Source organism: Pseudomonas saponiphila, from assembly GCF_900105185.1.
GTDB classification, from domain to species: Bacteria; Pseudomonadota; Gammaproteobacteria; order Pseudomonadales; family Pseudomonadaceae; genus Aquipseudomonas; species Aquipseudomonas saponiphila.
Window position 1 is genome coordinate 213,865 of the sequence record NZ_FNTJ01000002.1, and the last position, 22,555, is coordinate 236,419.

19 protein-coding genes and 1 pseudogene are annotated in these 22,555 nt (G+C 63.3%); 11 read left to right on the forward strand and 9 right to left on the reverse strand.

What is annotated here, in order from left to right; translation table 11 throughout:
- Nucleotides 1–13 precede the first annotated feature (13 nt).
- The 3 genes from BLV47_RS22855 to BLV47_RS22865 are packed head-to-tail and all read left to right on the forward strand — an operon-like array spanning nucleotide 14 to nucleotide 1,805.
- Nucleotides 14–637 (forward strand): FMN-binding negative transcriptional regulator, encoded by a 624-nt coding sequence (locus BLV47_RS22855; protein ID WP_092317830.1) that lies wholly within the window; start codon nucleotides 14–16, stop codon nucleotides 635–637.
- 30 nt (nucleotides 638–667) lie between these two features.
- The gene (locus BLV47_RS22860) at nucleotides 668–1,114 is read left to right on the forward strand and encodes a GNAT family N-acetyltransferase (protein WP_092317833.1); all 447 of its coding nucleotides are present in this window, start codon (nucleotides 668–670) and stop codon (nucleotides 1,112–1,114) included.
- A 19-nt stretch (nucleotides 1,115–1,133) separates the two neighbouring features.
- Nucleotides 1,134–1,805 (forward strand): GNAT family N-acetyltransferase, encoded by a 672-nt coding sequence (locus BLV47_RS22865; protein WP_092317836.1) that lies wholly within the window; start codon nucleotides 1,134–1,136, stop codon nucleotides 1,803–1,805.
- A gap of 83 nt (nucleotides 1,806–1,888) precedes the next feature.
- On the opposite strand, the gene BLV47_RS22870 is transcribed toward BLV47_RS22865, so the two are convergent.
- A complete protein-coding gene (locus BLV47_RS22870) occupies nucleotides 1,889–2,788 on the reverse strand; it encodes a homocysteine S-methyltransferase family protein (RefSeq protein ID WP_092317839.1) in 900 nt (299 codons plus the stop codon).
- A gap of 110 nt (nucleotides 2,789–2,898) precedes the next feature.
- On the opposite strand from BLV47_RS22870, the gene BLV47_RS22875 reads away from it, so the two are divergent.
- Both BLV47_RS22875 and BLV47_RS22880 read left to right on the forward strand, forming a co-directional pair.
- Nucleotides 2,899–3,720: an ABC transporter substrate-binding protein gene (locus BLV47_RS22875; protein WP_092317849.1), complete on the forward strand. Its 822-nt coding sequence runs from the start codon at nucleotides 2,899–2,901 to the stop codon at nucleotides 3,718–3,720.
- Entirely contained in the window at nucleotides 3,717–4,553 is an 837-nt protein-coding gene (locus BLV47_RS22880; RefSeq protein ID WP_092317852.1) for an amino acid ABC transporter permease, read from the forward strand. Before BLV47_RS22875 ends, BLV47_RS22880 begins: the two co-directional genes overlap by 4 nt.
- A gap of 86 nt (nucleotides 4,554–4,639) precedes the next feature.
- Here the strand turns inward: BLV47_RS22880 and BLV47_RS22885 are convergent.
- The 4 genes and pseudogenes from BLV47_RS22885 to BLV47_RS22900 form a co-directional block, all read right to left on the reverse strand.
- Nucleotides 4,640–4,900, reverse strand: a pseudogene (locus tag BLV47_RS22885) (helix-turn-helix domain-containing protein); the annotation flags it as partial.
- Complete coding sequence (locus tag BLV47_RS22890; protein WP_092320558.1) at nucleotides 4,897–6,171, reverse strand: type II toxin-antitoxin system HipA family toxin; 1,275 nt, start codon at nucleotides 6,169–6,171, stop codon at nucleotides 4,897–4,899. The pseudogene BLV47_RS22885 and the gene BLV47_RS22890, both read right to left, overlap by 4 nt.
- Before the next feature lie 271 nt (nucleotides 6,172–6,442).
- Entirely contained in the window at nucleotides 6,443–8,251 is a 1,809-nt protein-coding gene (oadA, locus tag BLV47_RS22895; RefSeq protein WP_092317855.1) for a sodium-extruding oxaloacetate decarboxylase subunit alpha, read from the reverse strand.
- Between the two features lie 100 nt (nucleotides 8,252–8,351).
- Entirely contained in the window at nucleotides 8,352–9,767 is a 1,416-nt protein-coding gene (locus tag BLV47_RS22900) for an acetyl-CoA carboxylase biotin carboxylase subunit (RefSeq protein WP_092317858.1), read from the reverse strand.
- A gap of 190 nt (nucleotides 9,768–9,957) precedes the next feature.
- Between BLV47_RS22900 and BLV47_RS22905 the strand changes: the two genes are divergently transcribed.
- On the forward strand, nucleotides 9,958–10,920 hold the full coding sequence (locus BLV47_RS22905) for a LysR family transcriptional regulator (protein WP_060845023.1): 963 nt from the start codon (nucleotides 9,958–9,960) through the stop codon (nucleotides 10,918–10,920).
- On the opposite strand, the gene BLV47_RS22910 is transcribed toward BLV47_RS22905, so the two are convergent.
- From BLV47_RS22910 to BLV47_RS22920, 3 genes are all read right to left on the reverse strand, one after another.
- Nucleotides 10,862–11,074 (reverse strand): PA3496 family putative envelope integrity protein, encoded by a 213-nt coding sequence (locus tag BLV47_RS22910; protein WP_016966283.1) that lies wholly within the window; start codon nucleotides 11,072–11,074, stop codon nucleotides 10,862–10,864. The genes BLV47_RS22905 and BLV47_RS22910 overlap by 59 nt on opposite strands.
- Nucleotides 11,075–11,259: 185 nt before the next feature.
- Nucleotides 11,260–12,126, reverse strand: coding sequence for a transcriptional regulator HexR (gene hexR, locus BLV47_RS22915; protein ID WP_011064325.1), 867 nt, complete (start codon nucleotides 12,124–12,126; stop codon nucleotides 11,260–11,262).
- A gap of 167 nt (nucleotides 12,127–12,293) precedes the next feature.
- On the reverse strand, nucleotides 12,294–15,158 hold the full coding sequence (locus BLV47_RS22920; protein WP_092317861.1) for a putative bifunctional diguanylate cyclase/phosphodiesterase: 2,865 nt from the start codon (nucleotides 15,156–15,158) through the stop codon (nucleotides 12,294–12,296).
- Between the two features lie 247 nt (nucleotides 15,159–15,405).
- Between BLV47_RS22920 and uvrD the strand changes: the two genes are divergently transcribed.
- The 4 genes from uvrD (at nucleotide 15,406) to BLV47_RS22940 (ending at nucleotide 19,748) form a co-directional block, all read left to right on the forward strand.
- Nucleotides 15,406–17,589 carry a DNA helicase II gene (gene uvrD / locus BLV47_RS22925; protein ID WP_092317864.1) on the forward strand — a complete coding sequence of 728 codons (2,184 nt, stop codon included), beginning with the start codon at nucleotides 15,406–15,408 and terminating at the stop codon, nucleotides 17,587–17,589.
- 117 nt (nucleotides 17,590–17,706) lie between these two features.
- A complete protein-coding gene (locus BLV47_RS22930) occupies nucleotides 17,707–18,147 on the forward strand; it encodes an EamA family transporter (RefSeq protein WP_092317867.1) in 441 nt (146 codons plus the stop codon).
- 181 nt (nucleotides 18,148–18,328) lie between these two features.
- Nucleotides 18,329–19,204 (forward strand): Tim44 domain-containing protein, encoded by an 876-nt coding sequence (locus BLV47_RS22935; RefSeq protein WP_092317871.1) that lies wholly within the window; start codon nucleotides 18,329–18,331, stop codon nucleotides 19,202–19,204.
- A 136-nt stretch (nucleotides 19,205–19,340) separates the two neighbouring features.
- Complete coding sequence (locus BLV47_RS22940; RefSeq protein ID WP_007927598.1) at nucleotides 19,341–19,748, forward strand: SMI1/KNR4 family protein; 408 nt, start codon at nucleotides 19,341–19,343, stop codon at nucleotides 19,746–19,748.
- A 53-nt stretch (nucleotides 19,749–19,801) separates the two neighbouring features.
- Here the strand turns inward: BLV47_RS22940 and BLV47_RS22945 are convergent, their stop codons facing one another.
- A complete protein-coding gene (locus tag BLV47_RS22945) occupies nucleotides 19,802–21,565 on the reverse strand; it encodes a cation:proton antiporter (protein WP_092317874.1) in 1,764 nt (587 codons plus the stop codon).
- Nucleotides 21,566–21,852: 287 nt separating this feature from the next.
- Here BLV47_RS22945 and BLV47_RS22950 point away from each other — a divergent pair, with 287 nt between their 5' ends.
- Nucleotides 21,853–22,338, forward strand: a complete 486-nt coding sequence (locus BLV47_RS22950) for an acyl-CoA thioesterase (RefSeq protein ID WP_060841804.1) — start codon at nucleotides 21,853–21,855, stop codon at nucleotides 22,336–22,338.
- Nucleotides 22,339–22,555 lie beyond the last annotated feature (217 nt).

A 22,555-nucleotide genomic window follows, 5' to 3' on the forward strand; every position in this document is an offset into this window, starting at 1 on the left:
AAGGAGTTTTTCCATGTACCTGCCTCGCGCTTTCGTCGATGAAGACCTTTCCCGCCTGCACGGGGTGATGCAACGCAGCCGTCTGGCGACCCTGGTGACCTGGGGCGCCCTGGGCCTGCAGGCCAGCCACCTGCCCCTGCTGCTGGATCCCGCGGCAGGTCCCAATGGCACCCTCTCCGGGCACCTGGCCAAGGCCAATCCGCAGTGCACCGAGCTGGCCAGTGGCGCCGAGGCTCTGCTGATCTTCATGGGCGAAGATGCCTACGTCAGTCCCTCCTTCTATCCGAGCAAGGCCGAACACGGCAAAGTGGTGCCGACCTGGAACTACGTGGCGGTGCACGCCTACGGCCAGCCGGAGGTGTTCACCGATCCGCAGCGGCTGCTGCAGGTGGTCGAAGGCCTGACCGAGCGCCATGAGGCCGGCCGCCCGCAACCATGGAAGGTGGCCAATGCCCCGGCCGACTATGTCGACGGCATGCTCAAGGCGATTGTCGGTTTCGCCCTGCCGATCCAGCGCCTGGAAGGCAAGCGCAAGCTCAGCCAGAACCGCAATGCCGAAGATATCGCCGGAGTACGCGACGGCCTGGCGGCCAGCGCCGACCTGCGCGACCAGCAACTGTCGCAACTGATGGGCTGAGTGCCCGCCCACAACAATAAAGGAGCTTTCATGAGCCAGATCCAGATCCGCCCCGTCACCACCGCCGATCACGCCGCCTGGCTGCCTCTGTGGCAGGCCTACCTGCGCTTCTATGAAACCGAGCTGCCGGACGCCGTGACCCAGAGCACCTGGCAGCGTTTTCTCGATGCCCGCGAACCGACCCATGCCGCCCTGGCCTGGGACGGCGAGCGCGCCGTGGGCCTGGTGCATTTCATCTACCACCGCTCCAACTGGAGCATCGAGAACGCCTGCTACCTGCAAGACCTGCTGGTGACCCCGGACCAGCGCGGCACCGGTGTCGGCCGCCAACTGATCGAATTCGTCTATGCCCAGGCCAAGCAGGACGGCTGCGCCAAGGTGCATTGGCTGACCCACGAAACCAATGCCACGGCCATCCAGCTGTATGAGCGCATTGCCGAGCGCCCGGGCTTCATCCAGTTCCGCAAACCCCTCTGAATTGCCAAGGAGCCACTGCATGTCGATTTCACTTGCCGATTGGAAAGGCGTCCCCGCCCCTTCGGCCACCCTGCTTGAAGGGCGCTTCATCCGTTTGGAAAGGCTCGACCCGACGCGCCACGGCGATGAGCTGTTTCAGGTGCTGCAAGGCCCTGGCGCCGACCCTGTGCTGTGGAACTACCTGCCTTACGGCCCCTTCCCCGAGCGCCCGGCGTTCGATGCCTGGCTCGGCAACCACGCCCTTGCCAGCGATCCGTATTTCTTCACCGTGATCGACCGCGCCAGTGGCCAGGCCCAGGGCCTTATCAGCCTGATGTCCATCGTCCCGGCCCAGGGCCGCATCGAGATCGGCCACGTCACCTTCGGCGCGCCGATGCAGCGCTCGCCCAAGAGCACCGAGGCGGTGTACCTGCTGGCCAAGGAAGCCTTCGCCCTGGGCTACCGACGCCTGGAATGGAAGTGCAACAACGCCAATGCCCGCTCGCGCTACGCCGCGGAACGTCTGGGTTTCAGCTTCGAGGGTGTGTTTCGCCAGCACATGGTGGCCAAGGGGCAGAATCGCGATACCGCGTGGTTCTCGATCCTGGACGGGGAATGGCCGGCGATTGCCAAGGGCTTCGAGCAATGGCTCAGCGATGAGAACCAGAGCGGCGCGGGGCAACTCAAGTCGCTGGCGGAGTGTCGCGGGTAAGCGGGATTTTCGCCGGCAAGCCGGCTCCTACAGGAATTGCGGTGAACCCGAACCTTGTAGGAGCTGGCTTGCCAGCGAAGGACTCAACCGAGCTTCTGCGCCAACACCGCAATATGCTCCGGCCCGATGCCGCAGCAACCGCCGACATGGCTGGCACCGCGCTGGTGCCAGTCCGCTACCCATCGCAGATAACCCGGCGGATCCAGGTCTTCGCGCAGCGGGCACAGGCCGTCGTTGGCGGTGGCATCCTCGGGCTGCGGCGGGAAGGCGTTGGCGTACACGCCAATGTGGATCTGCGCCCCCAGGCGCTCGAAGGTGTCACGGGCCGCATCCACCGCCGCACCGATCACTTCCGGCTGGCTGCAGTTGAACAGCAGGGTCTGCACCCCGAGTTGCGCCGCCACCGCCGCCGCGTCAGCCACCGGCTCGCCGGAACGCAGGCGCGGCACTTCATCGACATCTTCATCCTTCAGGGTGAAGGACAGCCAGAACGGCTTGCCGTCCTCGGGCAGTCCCGCGTGGATGGCCCGCGCTTCGGCGATCGAGCTTTGGGTTTCCGCCAGCCACAGGTCCACGAACGGCGCCAGCCCGTTAACCAGCGGGCTCAGCACTTCCTCGACCCGGGACGCATCGAACAGATCCGGGCGATAGGAGCCGAACAGCGGCGGCAACGAACCCGCCACCCGCACCGGCTTGCCGGAGGCCTCCACCGCGCGACGCGCCAACTCACCGGCCAGGGCCGCCAGGGCCTGGCCTTCGGCGGCAAAGCGCTCTTCACCGATGTGGAACGGCACCACGGCGTAGCTGTTGCTGGTGATCACGTTGGAACCACTGGCGATATAGGCCGCATGCACCGCCTCCACCGCCTGGGGATCTTCGCTCAACGCCAGGGCTGACCACTCGGGCTGCCGGAACGGCGCACCACGGCGCTGCAACTCACGACCCATACCGCCATCCAGAATTACCGTGCTACCTGCGCCCATATGCTTTTTACTCATATGCTTATGAAAATAACTCACTACCGGAGTCGTTCTTATAACTATTAAATACGCACCATTCGGTTAATAACAACTCTTTTTCAGTCAGGATTCCGATGAATTTCAAACCGCTGCTGGCCCTCGGCCTGACCGTACTTGCCGCCTCTTCCCAAGCCTTCGCCGGCGCCACCCTGGAGCGCATCGAGCAGAAAAAGGAACTGGTCGGGGTGCTGATGGAAAGCTACCCGCCCTTCTCCTTCCTCAATGAGCAGAACCAGCTGGACGGCTTCGATGTCGACGTGGCCAAGGCCGTGGCCGACAAGCTCGGGGTCAAGCTGCGCCTGGAAACCCCATCCTGGGACGTGATCGCCGCCGGCCGCTGGAGCGGGCGCTACGACATCTGCATCTGCTCCATGACCCCGAGCAAGGCCCGCGCCGAAGTCTTCGACTTCCCGGTGCAGTACTACGCCTCGCCGGCGGTGATCGTGGTCAATGCCAAGGATGAGCGGATCCACAGCGCCAAGGACCTGAGCGACAAGAAGGTCGGCCTCACCGCCGCCTCCAGCTACGAGAGTTACCTGAACAAGAACCTGGTGATCGAAGGCGCTGAAGACACCCAGTTGCACTACCCCTTCGAGAACGTGCAGATCGCCCCCTACGACACCGACAACGTGGCCTTCCAGGACCTCGGCCTGGGCCCGGGCGTGCGCCTGGATGCGATCCTCACCAACCTGGTCACCGCGCAACCGCGGCTGACCCAGGATTCGCGCTTCAAGCTGGCCGGCGAGCCGCTGTACGCCGAGCCCAACTCGGTGGCCATCGAGAAAGGCGATGCGCAGTGGAATGCCAAGGTGCGTGAAGTCTTCGCCCAGCTGAAGCAGGACGGCACCCTGAGCAAGCTGTCGCAGAAGTGGATCGGCGCCGACATCAGCCAATGACTGCCTACACGCCACCGCCCCGGCCACCGCAACCGGTGGCTGAACCGCTGCTCAAGCGCCTGCTGGGCTTTCGCAGCCGTCTGTACCTGACCTGGGCGGCGCTGCTGGGGCTGTTCGCCAGCTTCTTCCTGAGCTTCGACCTGAAGTTCTCGATCATCCTCGACAAGCTGCCAAACCTGCTGGGCCTGCACCTGTCCCCCAGCGGCTTTCTCCAGGGCGCGGCGCTGACCCTGTTCCTCTGCGCCTGCTCCATCGTCGCCTCGTCGCTGCTGGGCTTCGTCACCGCCCTGGCGCGCCTGTCGTCGAGCGCCGTGGCGTTCGGCATCGCCAGCTTCTACGCCTCGTTCTTTCGCGGCACGCCGCTGCTGATCCAGATCCTGCTGATCTACCTCGGCCTGCCGCAACTGGGGGTGGTGCCGGGCGCCATCACCGCCGGGATCATCGCCCTGTCGCTGAACTACGGCGCCTACCTCAGCGAGATCTTCCGTGCCGGCCTCCTCGGCGTGCCCCACGGCCAACGCCAGGCGGCCCTGGCCCTGGGCATGAGCGACAGCGTGATCTTCTGGCAGGTGACCCTGCCCCAGGCCATGCGCACCATCATTCCGCCGACCACCAACCAGTTCATCTCGATGCTCAAGGACTCGTCGCTGATCTCGGTGATGGGGGTCTGGGAGGTGATGTTCCTGGCCCAGTCCTATGGCCGCTCCAGCTACCGCTACATCGAGATGCTGAGCACCGCGGCACTGATCTACTGGCTGCTGTCCATCGGCCTGGAACTGATCCAGGCGCGGATGGAAAAGCACTACGGCAAGGGTTACGCCAAGCGCGGTTGAGGTTCAGCCGCAAGCCCGGAAGGCCCCGGGCTTGGTTCCGAGCTTTCAAGCTCATCGAACAGCGAACGGGCGCGGCTGGTCTTGTGCACCTTTACCACCCCCATCTGCAGGCCGAACGGCTTGAACACCGCGGTCAGTGACTTGAGGGTCGGGTTGCCGTCACCGTGTTCGATATGGATCAGGGTGCGCAGGGAGATCCGGCACATGCGGGCGAACTGACTCTGATGCAGCCCGGTGACTTCGGTACGCAGGCGCTTGACCGCCTCGCCAAGCGGCAGGCGACCGGCCGCCATTTCCTGCTGGATGTGGTCGATCAGGGCCCCGCGTTGTTCCAGCGTCATGTTCATCGCAATCCCCACTCCTGCAGGCGTCGGTCCAGGTGGCGCAAGTGAATGCGCGGATGATTCAGGGTGGCTTCGGGCAAGCCGCCGGCACTCAGCAGGTCCGGCAGGGCCCGCAGTTGTTCGGCATCCGCGCGCAGGCGGGTCAACGCGGCCTCAGGATCGAGCAGCGGCTTGAGGCTGGCGCACACCAGGCGCCAATCGACATCCCCGGCCACTTCCATGCGCCCGGGCCATTTGGTGGTGCGGGCAATCCCCTGGTCATCCATGACCTTGGGCGCCAGGTCATGGATCGGCGCCAGATGCACCCCGGTATCCGTGCGCACCACCGAAAGCGTGCGGCCGTGATTGTCGGTGTTGCCGAGGATCTTGTTGAGCAGATCGCGCCGCAGGTAGTCCGCAACCAGTTCGGGGATCGACGTCTCCTGGCCGGTGGCGCGCCACAGTTCGGCGAGAATCCCCAGGACCTCGGTATGGCGCATGCCCTGGCCATGGCCCACCAGCCCGGCCAGGGAATAGATCGACTCCACCGCCAAGCGTTCGACTCCGGCGGGCGTTGGCCGACGGTCAAAGCGCTGCATCCACAGGCTCGGCCGGCGCCCCTCTTCCAGGGCCAGCCCGGAAGCCGCCGGCGTCTCGATCCCCAACTGCTGCAGCGCCCGGTAGTAGTGGAACTCGCTTCTGAGGATGTCGCAGGCATTCGGCGAGGCCGGGTTACGGGGGAACTTCACCCACCAGTGACGCGCTGCATATGCGTCATCGAGCAGCGCATCGGGGTACAGCAAGCCCTCGCGGTTTTCCGTCAGCAACAGCTTGGGCGCTTCGTCTCCGAGGCTCGCCGTGCCACCAAAAGCCGCCGCCTGCTCATGGGCGTATTCAAGAAACCGGTTGTCCAGGGTCACCACCTGTTCCCGGGTGAAGCCCAGGGCCGGGCGCCTGTGCAGCCCTGCCAGCGACTCCTTGATCCGCAGATGGCCAATCGGCGCCGCCGTGCTTCGGGCCAGGAGGAACAACTCGCTGCCCACGCCATCGGGCCGCTCATGACCCATCTGCCGGAGCAAAAAGCCGCGCGCCGCCGGCGTGGCGACCAGGTCATAAAGAAAGGCCGGCGCCCGGTCTTCTCGCCAGGACTCCCACCCCAGAGGTATCTGTGCACTGACCGAACGGCCCAACGGGCTGGCAACAGCTTCCAGGTTGTCCACCAGATACTGCGGGACATAACCAAAGCTGCAAGGGCTGGCAAAGCCCTCTGCGGGGTTGTCGAAACTCAGGGTCATGGCATCGGCCCACGCCCCTGCGCCGTAGAGCTGCAACGTCAGCCGGAGCATTGGGGTACCTGTAATTTGCTGCACTTCAATAGACGTTCCGTCTCAATCATCCGCGCATTATATTGCAGTTATTCCAGGTAACGATGCCAATACATGCACCTAAATGCATTTATATAAAATATTACCTCCACGAAAATGCATTAAATGACACTTCAAAAAAGCAAAAAAAAGGGGAGCCGTAGCTCCCCCGAGGTAAACCGTTACAGATGAGAGCCTGAACTCAGCCCTCGATTTCGATCAGGATTTCGCCCGGGTTGACCCGGTCGCCCTTGGCCACATGAATCGCCACCACCTTGCCGGCCACCGCAGCCTGGACTTCGGTTTCCATCTTCATGGCTTCAGTGATCAGCACCGCCTGACCCTCCTTGACCACATCGCCTTCCTTGACCAGCACATCGACGATGTTGCCCGGCATGGTGGTGCTGACATGGCCCGGCGCGCTGGCCTGCTTGCGCTTGCTGCCACCGCCGCCGACAAATTCGTTGAGCGGCTCGAACACCACCTCTTCCGGCATGCCGTCGATGGACAGGTAGAAGTGGCGCTTGCCTTCGGCCTTGACCCCGACACCGGTGATGTCGACGCGGTAGGTTTCGCCATGGACGTCGATGACGAACTCGGTCGGCACGCCCTCACCGCCCGGCTTGCTGACACCGCCGGCTTCGGGGATCGGCAGCAGCGCTTCCGGAACCAGGGTGCCGGCCTCACGCTCTTCGAGGAACTTGCGCCCGATGTCGGGGAACATGGCGTAGGTCAGCACGTCTTCTTCGGAATGGGCCAGGACACCGATTTCGCCGCGCAGCTTGGTCATTTCCGGCTGCAGCAGGTCGGCCGGACGCACATCGATCACGTCCTCGCTGCCGATGGCCTGGCGCCGCAGGTTCTCGTCCACCTGACCCGGGGCCTTGCCGTAGCGGCCTTGCAGGTAGAGCTTCACTTCGTTGGTGATGGTCTTGTAGCGCTCGCCGGCCAGGACGTTGAAGAACGCCTGGGTGCCGACGATCTGCGAGGTCGGGGTCACCAGCGGCGGGTAGCCCAGGTCATGACGCACCCGCGGAATCTCCGCCAGCACTTCGCCCATGCGGTTCAGCGCGCCCTGCTCTTTCAACTGGTTGGCCAGGTTGGAAATCATCCCGCCCGGCACCTGGTTGACCTGCACCCGGGTATCGACCGCGGTGAATTCGCTTTCGAACTGGTGGTACTTCTTGCGCACGGCGTAGAAGTACAGGCCGATTTCCTGCAGCAGCTCCAGGTCCAGGCCGGTGTCGAACTCACTGCCTTTGAGGGCCGCGACCATGGACTCGGTGCCCGGGTGGCTGGTGCCCCAGGCAAAGCTGGAGATGGCCGTGTCGATGTGGTCGGCGCCGTTCTCGATGGCCTTGAGCTGACACATCGCGGCCAGGCCCGCAGTGTCGTGGGAGTGAATGAACACCGGCAGCGACAGCTCGGCCTTCAGCGCCTTGACCAGCTCGCCGGTGGCGTAAGGCGTCAGCAGGCCGGCCATGTCCTTGATCGCGATCGAGTCGCAACCCATGGCTGCCATCTGCTTGGCCTGGGCCACGAACGCCTCGATGGTGTGCACCGGGCTGGTGGTGTAGGCGATGGTGCCCTGGGCGTGCTTGCCGGCGGCCTTCACTGCCTCGATGGCGACCCGCAGGTTACGCACGTCGTTCATCGCATCGAAGATGCGGAATACGTCGATGCCATTGACCGCGGCCTTGGCCACGAACGCCTTGACCACGTCGTCGCTGTAGTGGCGATAGCCCAGCAGGTTCTGCCCGCGCAGGAGCATTTGCAGGCGAGTGTTGGGCAGCGCGGCGCGCAGTTGGCGCAGGCGCTCCCAGGGGTCTTCCTTGAGGAAGCGCACGCAGGCGTCGAAGGTGGCGCCGCCCCAGACTTCCAGGGACCAGTAGCCGACTTTGTCGAGCTTGTCGCAAATCGGCAGCATGTCTTCGGTGCGCATGCGGGTGGCCAGCAGCGATTGGTGAGCGTCGCGCAGGATGGTGTCGGTAACGAAGATCTTCTTAGTCATTGGTATCTCCTCATAGCGGCAAGCTCAAAGCTACAAGCTGCAAGTGAAAGCCGATCGGCTCTGGCTTGGCGCTTGCCGCTGAAAGCTTGCCGCTGTTTATTCATAGGCCTGCGTGGGCGGCGATGGCGGCGGCGATGGCCAGGGCCAACTCTTCGGGTTTGCGCTTGATCGAGTAGTTGGTCAGTTCCGGGTGGCTTTCGACGAAGCTGGTATTGAACTGGCCGCTACGGAACTCCGGATTGCGCAGGATTTCCTGGTAGTAGGCGGCGGTGGTCTTGACCCCTTGCAGACGCATGTCGTCGAGGGCGCGCAGGCCACGGTCCATCGCTTCTTCCCAGGTCAGGGCCCAGACCACCAGCTTCAGGCACATGGAATCGTAGAACGGCGGAATGGTGTAGCCGGTGTAGATCGCCGTGTCGGTACGCACGCCGGGGCCGCCGGGGGCGTAGTAACGGGTGATCTTGCCGAAGCTGGGGAGGAAGTTGTTCTTCGGGTCCTCGGCGTTGATCCGGAACTGCAGGGCAAAACCGCGGTGGTGGATGTCTTCCTGCTTCACCGACAGGGGCAGGCCCGAGGCGATGCGGATCTGCTCGCGAACGATGTCGATGCCGGTGATTTCCTCGGTGATGGTGTGTTCCACCTGCACCCGGGTATTCATCTCCATGAAGTACACCTCGCCCTCGGCGAGCAGGAACTCCACGGTGCCGGCGTTCTCGTAGCCCACGGCCTTGGCCGCGCGCACCGACAGGTCGCCGATGTAGGCGCGCTGTTCGGGGGTCAGTTGCGGGCTCGGGGCGATTTCGATGAGCTTCTGGTTGCGGCGCTGGATCGAGCAGTCGCGCTCGAACAGGTGCACCACGTTGCCAAAGCTGTCACCGAGGATCTGCGCTTCGATGTGCTTGGGATTGACGATGCATTTTTCCAGGAACACTTCCGCCGAACCGAAGGCCTTGGTGGCCTCGGAAATCACTCGGGGGAAGGCCTGCTCCAGCTCTTCACGGCTGTTGCAGCGACGGATGCCGCGGCCGCCGCCACCGGAGGTGGCCTTGAGCATCACCGGGTAGCCGATGCGGTCGCCTTCGGCCAGGGCTTCGTGGATATCCGCGACGTTGCCTTCGGTGCCCGGGGTCACCGGTACGCCGGCCTTGATCATGCTGCGGCGGGCTTCGGTCTTGTCGCCCATGCGGCGGATGACTTCCGCCGACGGGCCAATGAACTTGATTCCACGTTCGGCGCAGATGTCCGCCAGTTCGGCGTTTTCAGAAAGAAAACCATAGCCGGGATGCAGGGCATCGCAGCCGGTTTCCACCGCCAGGTTCACCAGTTTGCGCGGGTTCAGGTAGCCGGCCAGCGGCTCGGCACCGATGCTGTGGGCCTCATCCGCGCGCTTCACATGCAGGGCATGGCGATCGGCGTCGGAGAAGATCGCTACCGAACGGATGCCCATCTCGGCGCAGGCACGCACGATTCGTACGGCGATCTCACCACGGTTGGCGATCAGGATCTTTTTTATCACTTGGAGGTTCCCTTGAGCCGTTGGAACAAACGACCCGCTAGACCGAGTCGGCGCGTGACCAAATGTTTCAGGTCAGTCGCCGCGTCACACTAGCCCTGAAGAGGGATTAACAAAAATCAATAATTATTGGGTTGGGCATAAGTAAAGACTTATAGTCGTGCCACAAGCCCCAGGCGCGAGCACTCCATAAATGCGTAAGTCCTTGATGAGACTGACATTGCGTCAGTTGCAGATTTTCAATGAAGTCTGTGATCTGCGCTCCTACAGCCGCGCCGCCGATGAAATGAATCTCACCCAGCCGGCAGTCAGCCTGCAGATCCGTCAGCTGGAGGAACTGATCGGCCAGCCGTTGTTCGATTACGTCGGCAAGAAGCTCTACATGACCGAAGCCGCCGAAGCCCTGCAACGGGCCAGCCGGGACATCTTCGGACGCCTGGAAAACCTCGACATGCAGCTCTCGGACATGCAGGGCTCGCTGCAGGGCCAGCTCAAGCTGGCGGTGGAATCCAGCGCCAAGTATTTCGTCCCGCACCTGTTCGCCGCCTTCAAGCGCCAGCATCCGGAAGTCCACCTGCAACTGACCGTGGTCAACCGCGCCCAGGTGATCCGCCGACTCTCGGACAACCGCGACGATCTGGTGATCATGTCCATGGTGCCCCAGGACATGGAGCTGGAATTCCTGCCGTTTCTCAACAACCCGATCGTTGCCGTAGCGCCACCGGATCATCCCCTGAGCCACATGGGCCCGCTGCGCCTGCAGGACCTGGAGCCCTACACCCTGGTGCTGCGCGAACCGGGCTCGGGCACGCGCCTGGCCTGCGAGGAGTACTTCAAGGAGAAGCGCGTGCACTTCACCCAGATCCTCGAAGTGTCGTCGGCCGAGGCTCAGCGCGAGTGCGTGCGGGCGGGCCTGGGCGTGGCCTTGCTGACGCGCCACGCCCTGAACCTTGAGTTGGCGACCGGCGGCTTGATCGAGTTGCCGGTCGAAGAGCTGCCATTGCTGCGCAGCTGGTGCCTGGTACAGGCCAAAGCCAAACGCCTGTCACCGGTAGCGCATGCGTTCCTGGGATTCATCCGCAGCGAACGGGTACAGATCAGCGGGCTGGTTGAACGCTTCGACGGGAAGCCGCGGGTGCCGCCTGCCAGTAATTGACCGCCTCAAGCTCGGGGTAATCGTTGATTTCCTGCTGCAACTGACGCAGCTCGAAGCGGTGTTCGATCGCACGCCGAAACTCCATGCGGCGCTGGTCTTCCTGCTGACGACGGGTCTTGACGGCGCTGTTGCTCTCTTCGTAAGGCCGGGCCATTTCGAGTCTCCCAATGCGAGTACGGAAGCTTCACGATGGACGTCGGCGGTTACGGTTTGGCGGCGGGTCGGTTACAGGACGATGAACATTCACAGCGCCCACCTATCAGTAGGCGCTGGCTTGCCAGCGAAGGCGTCCGTCAGCGCGATGCACAACCCTGAGGCCTCATCACCGGCCAGAGAAACTCAATCGTCCAGGGCTTTGACCGACTTGGGCGACAGGCGCAGGCTGCGCAAGCTGCGCTTGACGCTCTTGAGGTGGTTCACCAGGCTCGGGCCACGAGCCATGGCCACGCCCATCGCCAACACGTCGATCACCACCAGATGGGCGATACGCGAGGTCAGCGGGGTGTAGATCTCGGTGTCTTCATGGACGTCGATGGCCAGGTTGACCGTGGACAGCTCGGCCAAAGGCGTCTGGCTCGGGCACAGGGTGATCAGCGAGGCGCCACTTTCACGCACCAGGTTGGCGGTGATCAGCAGGTCCTTGGAGCGCCCGGATTGGGAAATGCAAATCGCCACGTCGGTGGGCTTGAGGGTCACCGCCGACATCGCCTGCATGTGCGGGTCGGAATAGGCCGCCGCGGTCAGCAGCAGGCGAAAGAACTTGTGCTGGGCATCCGCCGCCACCGCGCCCGAGGCGCCGAAGCCGTAGAACTCCACGCGCTGGGCCTGGGACATGGCGGTCACCGCCTGCTGCAGGGCCACCGGATCGAGCTTCTCGCGAACCTCCATCAGGGTGTGCAGGGTGGTGTCGAAGATCTTCAGGCTGTAGTCGGCGACGGAATCGTCTTCATGAATCGCGAACTGGCCGAAACTGGCGCCGGCGGCGAGGCTCTGGGCCAGCTTGAGCTTGAGGTCCTGGAAACCGGAGCAGCCGATGGCTCGGCAAAAGCGCACGATGGTCGGTTCGCTGATGCCCACGCTGTGGGCCAGGTCCGCCATGGAACTGTGCATCACCGCCGCCGGATCAAGGAGCACGTGATCGGCGACCTTGAGTTCCGATTTGCGTAACAAATGACGTGACTGGGCGATGTGCTGCAACAGGTTCAAAGGGCTGGACTCATTGTTATTGGCTGACGCCGGAGATGTAGCAGGCTTGTAGTTATACTACAGGAATCGTCTTTTTGCCTGCTCAATGCATCACGAAGTTGCCGGCCTACCCCCCATTTTCAGCCGGGTACGACTTATGTAGCCGTTCTGGCGCACGCCCATGAAGGCTAGCGCGCCTGGGCCTGCAACAGCAGCGCCAGGCCTTCGGCGTCCACCGGACGACTGATCAGATAGCCCTGCACTTCATCGCAGTGTTCGGCCCGCAGGAACGTCAGTTGACCGGGTTCTTCAACGCCTTCGGCCACCACCTTCAGCGACAGCCCGTGGGCCATGGCGATGATCGCCCGGGTGATCGCGGCATCCTCGCCGCCATCGGCCAGCCCACGGATAAAGGCCTGGTCGATCTTCACGTAGTCCACCGGAATCCGCTTGAGGTAGCTCAGGGACGAGTAGCCGGTGCCGAAGTCGTCAATCGCCAGCTTCACCCCCAGGGCGCGTAGTTGCCGGAAGGTGGCGATGATGTGCTCGACGCTGTCCAGCAACTGGCTTTCGGTCAGTTCCAGCTCCAGCAGGTGCGGCTCCAGGCCGGTTTCCTCCAGCACCTGGCGTACCAGGCTAACCAGCTTGCCCTGGCGCAACTGATACACCGACAGGTTGACCGACACCCGAATCGGTTCCAGGCCCTGGCGCTGCCATTCACAGGCCTGCCGGCAGGCCTGGCGCAAGACGAATTCACCAATGGGGCCGATCAGCCCGGTTTCTTCCGCCAGACCGATAAAGTCTCCCGGCGGCACCCGGCCCATGATCGGATGGTCCCAGCGCACCAGCGCCTCGGCGGCATTCAGGCGGCCCGTGGCCAGGCACAGTTTGGGCTGGTAGAAGACCATCAGCTGGTGTTCTTCGATGGCCTTGCGCAACTGGTTCTCCAGTTGCAGCCGCTCCAGGGTGCTGGCTTGCAGGCTTTCGGTATAGAACTGGAAGTTGTTGCCACCCAGGTGCTTGGCGTGGGCCATGGCCATGTTCGCCTGGCTGACCAGGGCGGCGACCTCCCTGGCGCTGTCCGGCAGCATGCTGATGCCAATGGAGGCGCTGACCACCAACTCGTGGCCTTCAACGGTGATCGGCAGGCGCAACTTGCTCAACAAGCGGGTCGCCACCCGGGTCAGGCTCGACAGGCTGCCGTAGGCATCGAACAGCACGGCGAACTCGTCCCCGGACAAGCGCGCGATGGTGTCGGCTTCCGGCAGCGCGTTGACCAGCCGCCGGGCCATTTTCTGCAACAGCTGGTCGGCCATTTCATGGCCGAGGCTGTCATTGAGCAGCTTGAAGCGATCCAGATTGATGTGCAGCAAGGCCAGGCTGCGGCTGCCCTGGCGCACCCGCTGGTGGGCCTCGCGCAGACGCTCGCGGAACAGCGAGCGGTTGGCCAGCCCGGTGAGTTCGTCATAGTGGGTGAGGTAGCGCATACGCTCCTCGGATTCACGCCGGGCCGACAGATCGGCGAAGAAGCCCACGATATGCCGGACTTTTCCCCGCCTGTCGCGCACTACATTCAGTTGCAGCCACTGCGGATAAAGCTCGCCGTTCTTGCGGGTTTCCACCAGTTCGCCCTGCCAGCTGCCGTGCTGCTCCAGGGCCTGATGGATCATTGGGTAGTGACGACGGGCGTCGCGGCTGCAGGACAGCTCCACCACATTGCGCCCGAGCATGTCTTCGACCTGATAGCCGGTGACCAGGCTGAAGGCCTGGTTGGCGGCGATCAGGGCGTAATCGGGGTCAAGGATGACAATCCCTTCGCTGGCCGCCTCGAACACCGTGGCGGCCAGGTCGCGCTGCACTTCCAGCTCCTTGTCGGCACTGATGTCGCGCCGCGTGCCCACCATGCGCAGCACCCGTCCGCCGGGGCTGCGCTCCACCGCCCGACCTCGGTCCTCGACCCACACCCAGCGGCCATCGCCATGGCGCACCCGGTACTCCACCTGATAGTCCTCGCTGCGGCCCTTGAGGTGCTCCACCAGGGCACGCTTGAGCACCGGCAGATCCTCGGGATGCAGACGCGGCTTGAGGTGGCTGAGCATCGCCGTGACATCTTCCGGCTCCAGGCCGAACAGCTCCTTGAGCTGGGTGTGATGGACCTCGTCGGTCTGCAGGTTCCAGTCCCACAAGCCCAGTTCGCTGGCATCCAGGGCCAGGGCCAGGCGTGCCTCGCTCTTGCTCAGGGCCTGGTTGGCCGCGTCCAGCTCCAGGCTGCGCTGAGCCACCCGGTGTTCCAGTCCGGCCTGGGCCTCGCGCAATTGCTCCTCGGCGCGGCGGCGTTGCTCCACTTCCCGGGCCAGCTCGCGGTTGAGCTGGTTGCTGCGGCTCTGGGCGTCCTGCAGGTGCTCGATCAAGGCCTGATTCTGAAAGCGTCGCAGCAAGCCACGCTGGATCAGGCGATTGACCTGCCAGGCCACCACGCTCAGGGACCCCAGGAGAATCAGCCCCAGCCAGCCCCAGCCACGCTGCTGCTCGTCGCCACCCCAGAACAGGTAGGCGATCGCCGGCAGCAGGCAAGGCAAGGTGAAGGAAAGGAAGGCCTGCAGGCTGACCGCATAGGCCACGCTGGCCGACAGAATGGCCGCGCCGATCAGGCCGAAGACCCAGGCCTGCTGGAGAAAACTGTCGGTGGGCACCAGAGCGATGCCGGCGCAGGCCAGGGTCAGGCCGCTGACCGTCGACCCCAGCAGAAACATGCGCTGCCAGACCGGCTGCGCCTGGCGGCTGGGGATTGCCGAGTCGAAGGCCGCCACCTGGATCACCCGCAAGGCCACCAGGGCCAACAGCCAGACCATCCACACGCTGAGCAACAAATAGCGCGCCGGGCTCCAGAGCAGCCAGGTGCACACCAGGCCGTTGAGCAACATGAACAGCGTCGGCAGCAGCGAGCCCTGATACAGCAGACGCGTGCGTTCCACCGCCATCTCGACGGCGTAGCGCAGAAGGATGACCCGCGGTTCCACCAAGGGTCCGGACAGGTCGGAATCATGAGTCATAGGCAGTGTTCTTATAATGGTTGAGCCTGAAACGTCGGCGGAGCATACACAAGCAAAGGCGCGAGCCAAACTGCTCCAAGTCATAAATTCGATAAAACCGATCCCCCATCAATCCACGGGGCAACAGCCCGGACTTGAAGCGCCAAAGGCTGCGACCCATGACCGACCGGTCGTCACCCGTGGTTGTTTTATCGGCTAATGCAAAGCCGGGTTTGCCCGGGGTGGCGCGGGCCCCTAGAATGCCCCGATGCGCGATGATCTCTCCCTCTTGTTGAACTCCCTCAACGATGCCCAACGCCAGGCCGTAGCCGCCTCCGTGGGTCGTCAGTTGGTCCTGGCCGGTGCTGGCTCCGGCAAAACCCGTGTGCTGGTGCACCGTATCGCCTGGTTGATCCAGGTCGAGAACGCCTCGCCCCACTCGATCCTGTCGGTGACCTTCACCAACAAGGCCGCAGCCGAGATGCGCCACCGCATCGAGCAATTGCTGGGCATCAACCCGGCGGGCATGTGGGTCGGCACCTTCCACGGCCTGGCTCACCGCCTGCTGCGGGCCCACTGGCAGGAAGCCGGCCTGAGCCAGACTTTCCAGATCCTCGACAGCGACGACCAGCAACGCCTGGTCAAGCGGGTGATCCGCGAGCTGGGCCTGGACGAGCAACGCTGGCCAGCCCGCCAGGCCCAGTGGTTCATCAACGGGCAGAAGGACGAAGGCCTGCGCCCACAACATATCCAGGCCAGCGGCGACCTGTTCCTGGCCACCATGCGCAGCATCTATGAAGCCTACGAGGCCGCCTGCCAGCGCGCCGGGGTCATCGACTTCTCCGAGCTGCTGCTGCGGGCCCTGGACCTGTGGCGTGACCACCCCGGCCTGTTGGCGCACTACCAGAAGCGCTTCCGCCACGTGCTGGTGGACGAGTTCCAGGACACCAACGCCGTGCAGTACGCCTGGCTGCGACTGCTGGCCAAGGGTGGCGACAGCCTGATGGTGGTGGGCGACGACGACCAGTCGATCTACGGCTGGCGCGGGGCGAAAATCGAGAACATTCACCAGTATTCCGCCGACTTCCCGGACACCGAAGTGATCCGCCTGGAGCAGAACTACCGCTCCACCGCCGGCATCCTCAAGGCCGCCAACGCCCTGATCGCCAACAACACCGGGCGCCTGGGCAAGGAGCTGTGGACCGACGGCGGCGATGGCGAAGCCATCAACCTGTACGCCGCCTTCAACGAGCACGATGAAGCCCGCTATGTCGTGGAAACCATCGAGAGCGCGCTGAAGACTGGCCTGGCCCGCAGCGACATTGCCATTCTCTACCGCTCCAACGCCCAGTCCCGGGTGCTGGAAGAGGCCCTGCTGCGCGAGCGCATTCCGTACCGCATCTATGGCGGCCAGCGCTTCTTCGAGCGGGCCGAGATCAAGAACGCCATGGCTTACCTGCGCTTGCTGGAAGGCCGTGGCAACGACGCGGCCCTGGAGCGGGTGATCAACGTTCCGGCCCGGGGCATCGGCGAGAAAACCGTCGAAGCCATCCGCGAACACGCGCGCCACAGCGATGTATCAATGTGGGAAGCCATGCGCCAGCTGGTGGCCAATAAAGGCCTGACCGGTCGCGCCGCGGGTGCCCTCGGGGCCTTTATCGAACTGATCGAGAACCTCGCCGCCAAGACCCTGGAAATGCCCCTGCACCTGATGACCCAGACCGTCATCGAGCAGTCCGGGCTGATCGCCTACCACGAAGCGGAAAAAGGCGAGAAAGGCCAGGCCCGGGTGGAAAACCTTGAGGAACTGGTGAGCGCAGCGCGCAACTTCGAGAACAGCGAAGAAGACGAGGACCTGACGCCGCTGGCGGCCTTCCTCGGCCACGCTTCCCTGGAAGCCGGCGATACCCAGGCCGACGAGCATGAAGACAGCGTGCAACTGATGACCCTGCACAGCGCCAAGGGCCTGGAGTTCCCCTACGTGTTCCTGGTGGGCATGGAAGAAGGCCTGTTCCCGCACAAGATGAGCCTGGAAGAGCCCGGCCGCCTTGAGGAAGAACGCCGTCTGGCCTATGTCGGCATCACCCGGGCGATGCAGAACCTGGTGATGACCTATGCGGAAACCCGGCGCCTGTACGGCAGCGAAACCTACAACAAGGTGTCGCGCTTCGTCCGCGAGGTGCCCAAGGGGCTGATTCAGGAAGTACGCCTGTCCAACAGCGTCAGCCGGCCTTTCGGCGGTGGCCAGTCGCAAAGCACCAGCAGCCTGTTCGGCGGCAGCGAGATTCCGGACACCGGCTTGAGTCTCGGCCAGGCGGTGCGCCACTCAGTGTTCGGCGACGGCGTAATCCTCAATTTCGAAGGCGCCGGCGCCCAGGCCCGAGTCCAGGTCAACTTCAGCGAAGGCAGCAAATGGCTGATGCTCGGCTACGCCAAGCTGGAAGCCATCTAACCCCAAACGGTCCGTAGGAGCCGGCTTGCCGGCGAATCTCACAGGCGATGACCGGCTCAAGGGCCTCTTCGCCGGCAAGCCGGCTCCTACAGTCAGTGCAGAAAAGGCAGCGCGAACATGGGTTCAGGCTTTTTTTCCTCGTGGACATTCTGGGCGCTGCTCTCGGCAACTTTCGCCGCTTTGACGGCGATCTTCGCCAAAGTCGGGATAGAAAACGTCAATTCAGACTTCGCCACCCTGCTGCGCACCGTGGTGGTACTGGTCAGCCTGGCCTTGATTTTGTACGCAACGGGCCAATATCAGTCCCTGGGATCGATTTCCACCAAGAGCTATCTGTTCCTGCTGCTGTCGGGACTGGCCACCGGGGCCTCCTGGCTGTGCTATTTCCGCGCTCTGAAACTCGGCCCGGCCTCGCTGGTGGCGCCGGTGGACAAGCTCAGCGTGGTGTTGGTCGCAGTGATCGGCGTGGCCCTGCTGGGCGAGAAACTCGATCTGCGCCAGTGGGGCGGAATCGGCCTGATCACCGCCGGCGTGGTGCTCCTGGCACTGCGTCGCTGAACGGCGGCGGGATTGAACCAAAGCCGCGTCCTTGAGGACAAAAAGCCTATCGGCGAGCATGCCGGCGAACGGAACTGAACCGAGCCTTTCAGGCAAAAGCCCGAAACATTATGCCGCTCGCCACTGACACTTCACCTGTGCAATATGGCGCGCGTGCCATCCACAAATGGGAACCCCCTTTATGAAACGTTTTCTTAGCATCGCCATGGCGCTGTGCATCGGCCTGACGATGAGCCTCGACGCCAACGCCAAGCGCTTCGGTGGCGGCAAAAGCGCCGGCGCTGCCCCGACCCACCAGGCTCGCCAGGCGGCCCCCGCCACTCCGGGCGCACCTGCCGCTGCCGCCACCGCTGGCGCAGCCGGTGCTGCAGGTGCCGCGGCCAAGGCCGGTGGCGCTTCGCGCTGGCTCGGCCCTCTGGCCGGCATCGCGGCCGGTGGCCTGCTGGCCTCCATGTTCATGGGCGGCGGCTTCCAGGGCATGCAGATCTTCGACATCCTGATCATGGCGGTCATTGCCTTCGTGATCTTCCGCTTCATCGCCGCGCGTCGTCGCAAGCAGCAGGAGCAGTTCGCTCCGGCAGGCCACGCGCCCATGCAGCGCGAGGCATTCGAACCTCAGCAACCGGCTGGCGGCTCGATCTTCGGTGGCTCGGCAGCTCCTGCCGCGCGTCCGGTGATCAACGCTCCGGCCTGGTTCAACGAAGAACGCTTCATTGAAGCGGCGCGCAACCACTTCCAGTCCCTGCAGCAACACTGGGACGCCAATGAAATGGACAAGATCGCCGAGTTCGTGACCCCGCAGATGCTGCAGTTCCTCAAGCAGGAACGTGCCGATCTGGGCGACGGCTTCCAGTCCACCTACATCGACAACCTGCAAGTGCAGCTGGAAGGCGTGGATGACCGCGCCGACAAGACCATCGCTACCCTGACCTTCAGCGGTGTGTCGAAGACCTCGCGCTTCGACCAGGGCGAAGTGTTCAGCGAAAGCTGGAACATGGAGCGTGCCCAGGGCGACAACCAGCCATGGCTGGTGGCAGGTATCCGCCAGAACGGTTGATTCATGCCGTTGTCACAGCAGTAAGGCAAAACCCCGACTCAAGTCGGGGTTTTGCATTTCACGATTGCACTTACAGCGAGCTACTGTATAAACCGCCGTCAAACAACCGCGCCATAGAGCTAAGAGGACCCAGGCCGTGGAAGAAGTCATCGAACAACTCCGAGAAGCCAACGAACCGGTACCCGTCCCCCTGGAACTGCCGGACGAAGACCTGCTGGTGGAAATTGAGGAACAGCTGTTCATCAATATCCCGTTCGTCTTCAAAGAGTTCCTGTTGACCGTCAGCGATGTGGTTTACGGCAGCCTGGAGCCGGTTACCGTCACCGACCCGCAATCCCACACCTACCTGCCGGAAGTGGCCGCGACCGCCTGGGACATGGGCGTGCCGCGCGAGCTGATCCCGATCTGCCAGGACGGCGACGATTACTACTGCGTCGAGGAAGACGGCACCGTGGTGCTGTGGTCCGGCGAAGAAGAGCTGATCACCGAGGAATCCTGGGAATCGGTGTGGCACTGGGCGCGTGACGTCTGGCTGGAAAGCTGAGCCGACGCCAGGCATGAACAGGCTCGCCAGCGCCCTGCTGGCGAGCGGCAAGGTCAATGCCCGCCGTTGTCCTTGCTGTGATCGAAGGTTTCGATCAGCGCCACCTGCATCCGCGTGTGCACACGGATGAACCAGCGCCACAGCACCGCGGCCACCGCCGCCGCCACCACCGCAATCAGCACCAGCAACTCCAGCGTCGGCAGGATGCTCGACGACAGCGCCGCCAACAGCAGAAAGATCACCAGCAGCGACAAGATCGGGATCACCTCGGCGATCACCCGACGCACCCGCTGGGTATGGCGCCCGGCCATTTCCGCCTTGACCCCCATCTCCGCCAGCAGCATCGATAGCGCCTTGAGCTTGCGATAGGCGGCGATCAGGAATGGCAGCGACAGCAGCAGGGCTGCGCCCCAGATCAACGCCTTCTGCCAGCTCGGATCACTGACCCAGCCCTCCAGGTAAGCACCAATACGCCTGGCGAAATAACCGCCGGAAAAGAAGATCGCCACCACCAGCGCCAGGTTCACCCCCACTTGCAGCAGGATCTTGCGAATCATCGACGCCAGCAGCGCGCCCTCGCCCTGTGGCTGGATGCTGCGCAGCCACTCGCCATACATCCCCAGCACCCGGCTAAGGCGCTGGGGCACAACCCCCGCCAACTTCAACGACAAAGGATCGGCAGCGCGGATCAGATAGGGCGTGAGCAAGGTGGTCATGGCCGACACCGCCACCGCCACCGGGTAGAGAAAGTCGCTGGTGACCTGCAAGGTCATGCCCAAGGCGGCGATGATGAAAGAAAACTCGCCAATCTGTGACAGGCCCATTCCCACGCGCAACGAAGTTCGGCCGTCGTTGCCAGCGATAAAGGCCCCCATACCACAGGAAAACAGCTTGCCCAGGACCACCGCCACGGTGATCACCGCAATCGGCCAGGCGTATTGCAGGAGGATCTGCGGATCGATCATCAGACCGATGGCGACGAAGAAGATCGCGCTGAACAGATCGCGAACCGGCTCGATCAAGCGCTCGATCTTCAGCAACTGACGGGATTCGGCCATGATCGCGCCAATCAGGAAGGCCCCCAGGACCATGCTGTACTCCAGCTTGACCACCAGCAGGCAGAAGCCGAAACACAACCCCAGCACGGTGATCAGCAGCATCTCGTTGCTGTCGAACTTGGCCACGTAGGCCAGCAGGCGCGGCACCAGCAGAATGCCGACCACCAGCGCCACGATCATGAACAGCGAGAGCTTGCCGACCGTGGAAAACACCTCGCCGGAACTCACCGTGCCGCTGACCGCGATGCTCGATAGCAAGGCGATGATGCCGATGCCGAGGATGTCCTCGACGATCAGCACGCCGAAGATCAGCTGGGCGAAGCGCTCGTTCTTCATCTTCAGGTCGTTGAGCGCCTTGACGATGATGGTGGTGGAGGAAATGGCCAGGATCGCCCCGAGGAACAGCGAATCCATGGTGCTCCAGTCGAACCAGCGGCCAATTTCATAGCCGATCCAGATCATCAGGACGATTTCCAGGAACGCCGCGATAAAGGCCGTGGCCCCCACCTTGAACAGCTTGCGCAGGCTGAACTCCAGTCCCAGGCAGAACATCAGGAAGATCACCCCCAGCTCGGCCAGGGTCTTGATGGTCTGCTCATCGTGGATCAGGCCGAAGGGCGGCGTGTGCGGGCCGATGAGGAAGCCGGCGACGATATAGCCCAGCACCACCGGTTGCTTGAGTCGATGAAAGAGAATGGTCACCACGCCTGCGACCAACATGATCACGGCCAGGTCCTGAATGAAGCTGATGGCATGCATGGCCAGGGTTCTCCTTGAAAGCGGGGCGGCGCAGATCGCCTAATTAGAAAGCTCTGATCGGCAGTAGGAATAATCCTGAAGGAGTGTCGGAAAAAGCCCTGGAACGGGTGTTTTGCAGGTTAACACCGCGACTTCCGGCAGAAAGGCGGTGCAATATTAGGAAACAGATCCACCAGGGCGTGACGGCGCGGCCTGGCCCGGCGTCCCGTTATCGATGGTTTGAAAACCTTGAACCCAGCACCCGCAGAGGTGCTCCAGCAACCCCTGCCCAGAACCGTGAGCGTGCTATGGAACCCGGAAACGCCCAGCTGTCGATGACGGTATTGATGACCCCTGACATGGCCAATTTCTCTGGCAATGTGCACGGCGGCACCCTGCTCAAGTACCTCGATGAAGTCGCCTACGCCTGCGCCAGCCGTTATGCCGGTCGCTACGTGGTGACCCTGTCGGTGGACCAGGTAATCTTCCGCGAGCCGGTGCATGTCGGCGAACTGGTGACCTTCCTGGCCTCGGTCAACTACACCGGCAACACCTCCATGGAGGTGGGCATCAAGGTGGTGACCGAGAATATTCGCGAACGCTCGGTGCGCCACACCAACAGCTGCTTCTTCACCATGGTGGCGGTGGACGACCAGCGCAAACCGGCCCCGGTGCCGCCGCTGCAGCCGGAAACGGCCGACGGCAAGCGTCGCTATATCCAGGCCCAGCAGCGCCGGCAGATCCGTCAGGAACTGGAAAAGCGCTACCAGGAAATCAAGGCCGACGGCCCGTGACCTTAAGGCACACGCGCTGATTCAGCCGGACCACGGACGGTCCCATCACCACGCCCTGCAGAGCCTCCCGCGCTCGTCCTGCTTTGCCGCTGTCGCTTCAGGCAGTCTTCTACGGTCATCCCGAATGGCCACATTCATCCCTTTTTGACCACATAGAGAGTTATGCCCCAGGGGCACCGCTGCCAGAATCGTTGGGCAAGGCACAAGCGCACTCCCC

Bases quoted from the DNA above. Each gene is read 5' to 3' on its own strand.
- BLV47_RS22880 (WP_092317852.1), top strand. From the start codon at position 3,717: ATGACTGCCTACACGCCACCGCCCCGGCCACCGCAACCGGTGGCTGAA.
- BLV47_RS22935 (WP_092317871.1), top strand. From the start codon at position 18,329: ATGAAACGTTTTCTTAGCATCGCCATGGCGCTGTGCATCGGCCTGACG.
- oadA (WP_092317855.1), bottom strand. From the start codon at position 8,251: ATGACTAAGAAGATCTTCGTTACCGACACCATCCTGCGCGACGCTCAC.
- BLV47_RS22875 (WP_092317849.1), top strand. From the start codon at position 2,899: ATGAATTTCAAACCGCTGCTGGCCCTCGGCCTGACCGTACTTGCCGCC.
- BLV47_RS22870 (WP_092317839.1), bottom strand. From the start codon at position 2,788: ATGGGCGCAGGTAGCACGGTAATTCTGGATGGCGGTATGGGTCGTGAG.
- uvrD (WP_092317864.1), top strand. From the start codon at position 15,406: ATGCGCGATGATCTCTCCCTCTTGTTGAACTCCCTCAACGATGCCCAA.
- BLV47_RS22930 (WP_092317867.1), top strand. From the start codon at position 17,707: ATGGGTTCAGGCTTTTTTTCCTCGTGGACATTCTGGGCGCTGCTCTCG.
- BLV47_RS22855 (WP_092317830.1), top strand. From the start codon at position 14: ATGTACCTGCCTCGCGCTTTCGTCGATGAAGACCTTTCCCGCCTGCAC.
- BLV47_RS22890 (WP_092320558.1), bottom strand. From the start codon at position 6,171: ATGACCCTGAGTTTCGACAACCCCGCAGAGGGCTTTGCCAGCCCTTGC.
- BLV47_RS22945 (WP_092317874.1), bottom strand. From the start codon at position 21,565: ATGCATGCCATCAGCTTCATTCAGGACCTGGCCGTGATCATGTTGGTC.
- BLV47_RS22865 (WP_092317836.1), top strand. From the start codon at position 1,134: ATGTCGATTTCACTTGCCGATTGGAAAGGCGTCCCCGCCCCTTCGGCC.
- BLV47_RS22920 (WP_092317861.1), bottom strand. From the start codon at position 15,158: ATGACTCATGATTCCGACCTGTCCGGACCCTTGGTGGAACCGCGGGTC.
- BLV47_RS22950 (WP_060841804.1), top strand. From the start codon at position 21,853: ATGGAACCCGGAAACGCCCAGCTGTCGATGACGGTATTGATGACCCCT.
- BLV47_RS22905 (WP_060845023.1), top strand. From the start codon at position 9,958: ATGCGTAAGTCCTTGATGAGACTGACATTGCGTCAGTTGCAGATTTTC.
- BLV47_RS22860 (WP_092317833.1), top strand. From the start codon at position 668: ATGAGCCAGATCCAGATCCGCCCCGTCACCACCGCCGATCACGCCGCC.
- BLV47_RS22910 (WP_016966283.1), bottom strand. From the start codon at position 11,074: ATGGCCCGGCCTTACGAAGAGAGCAACAGCGCCGTCAAGACCCGTCGT.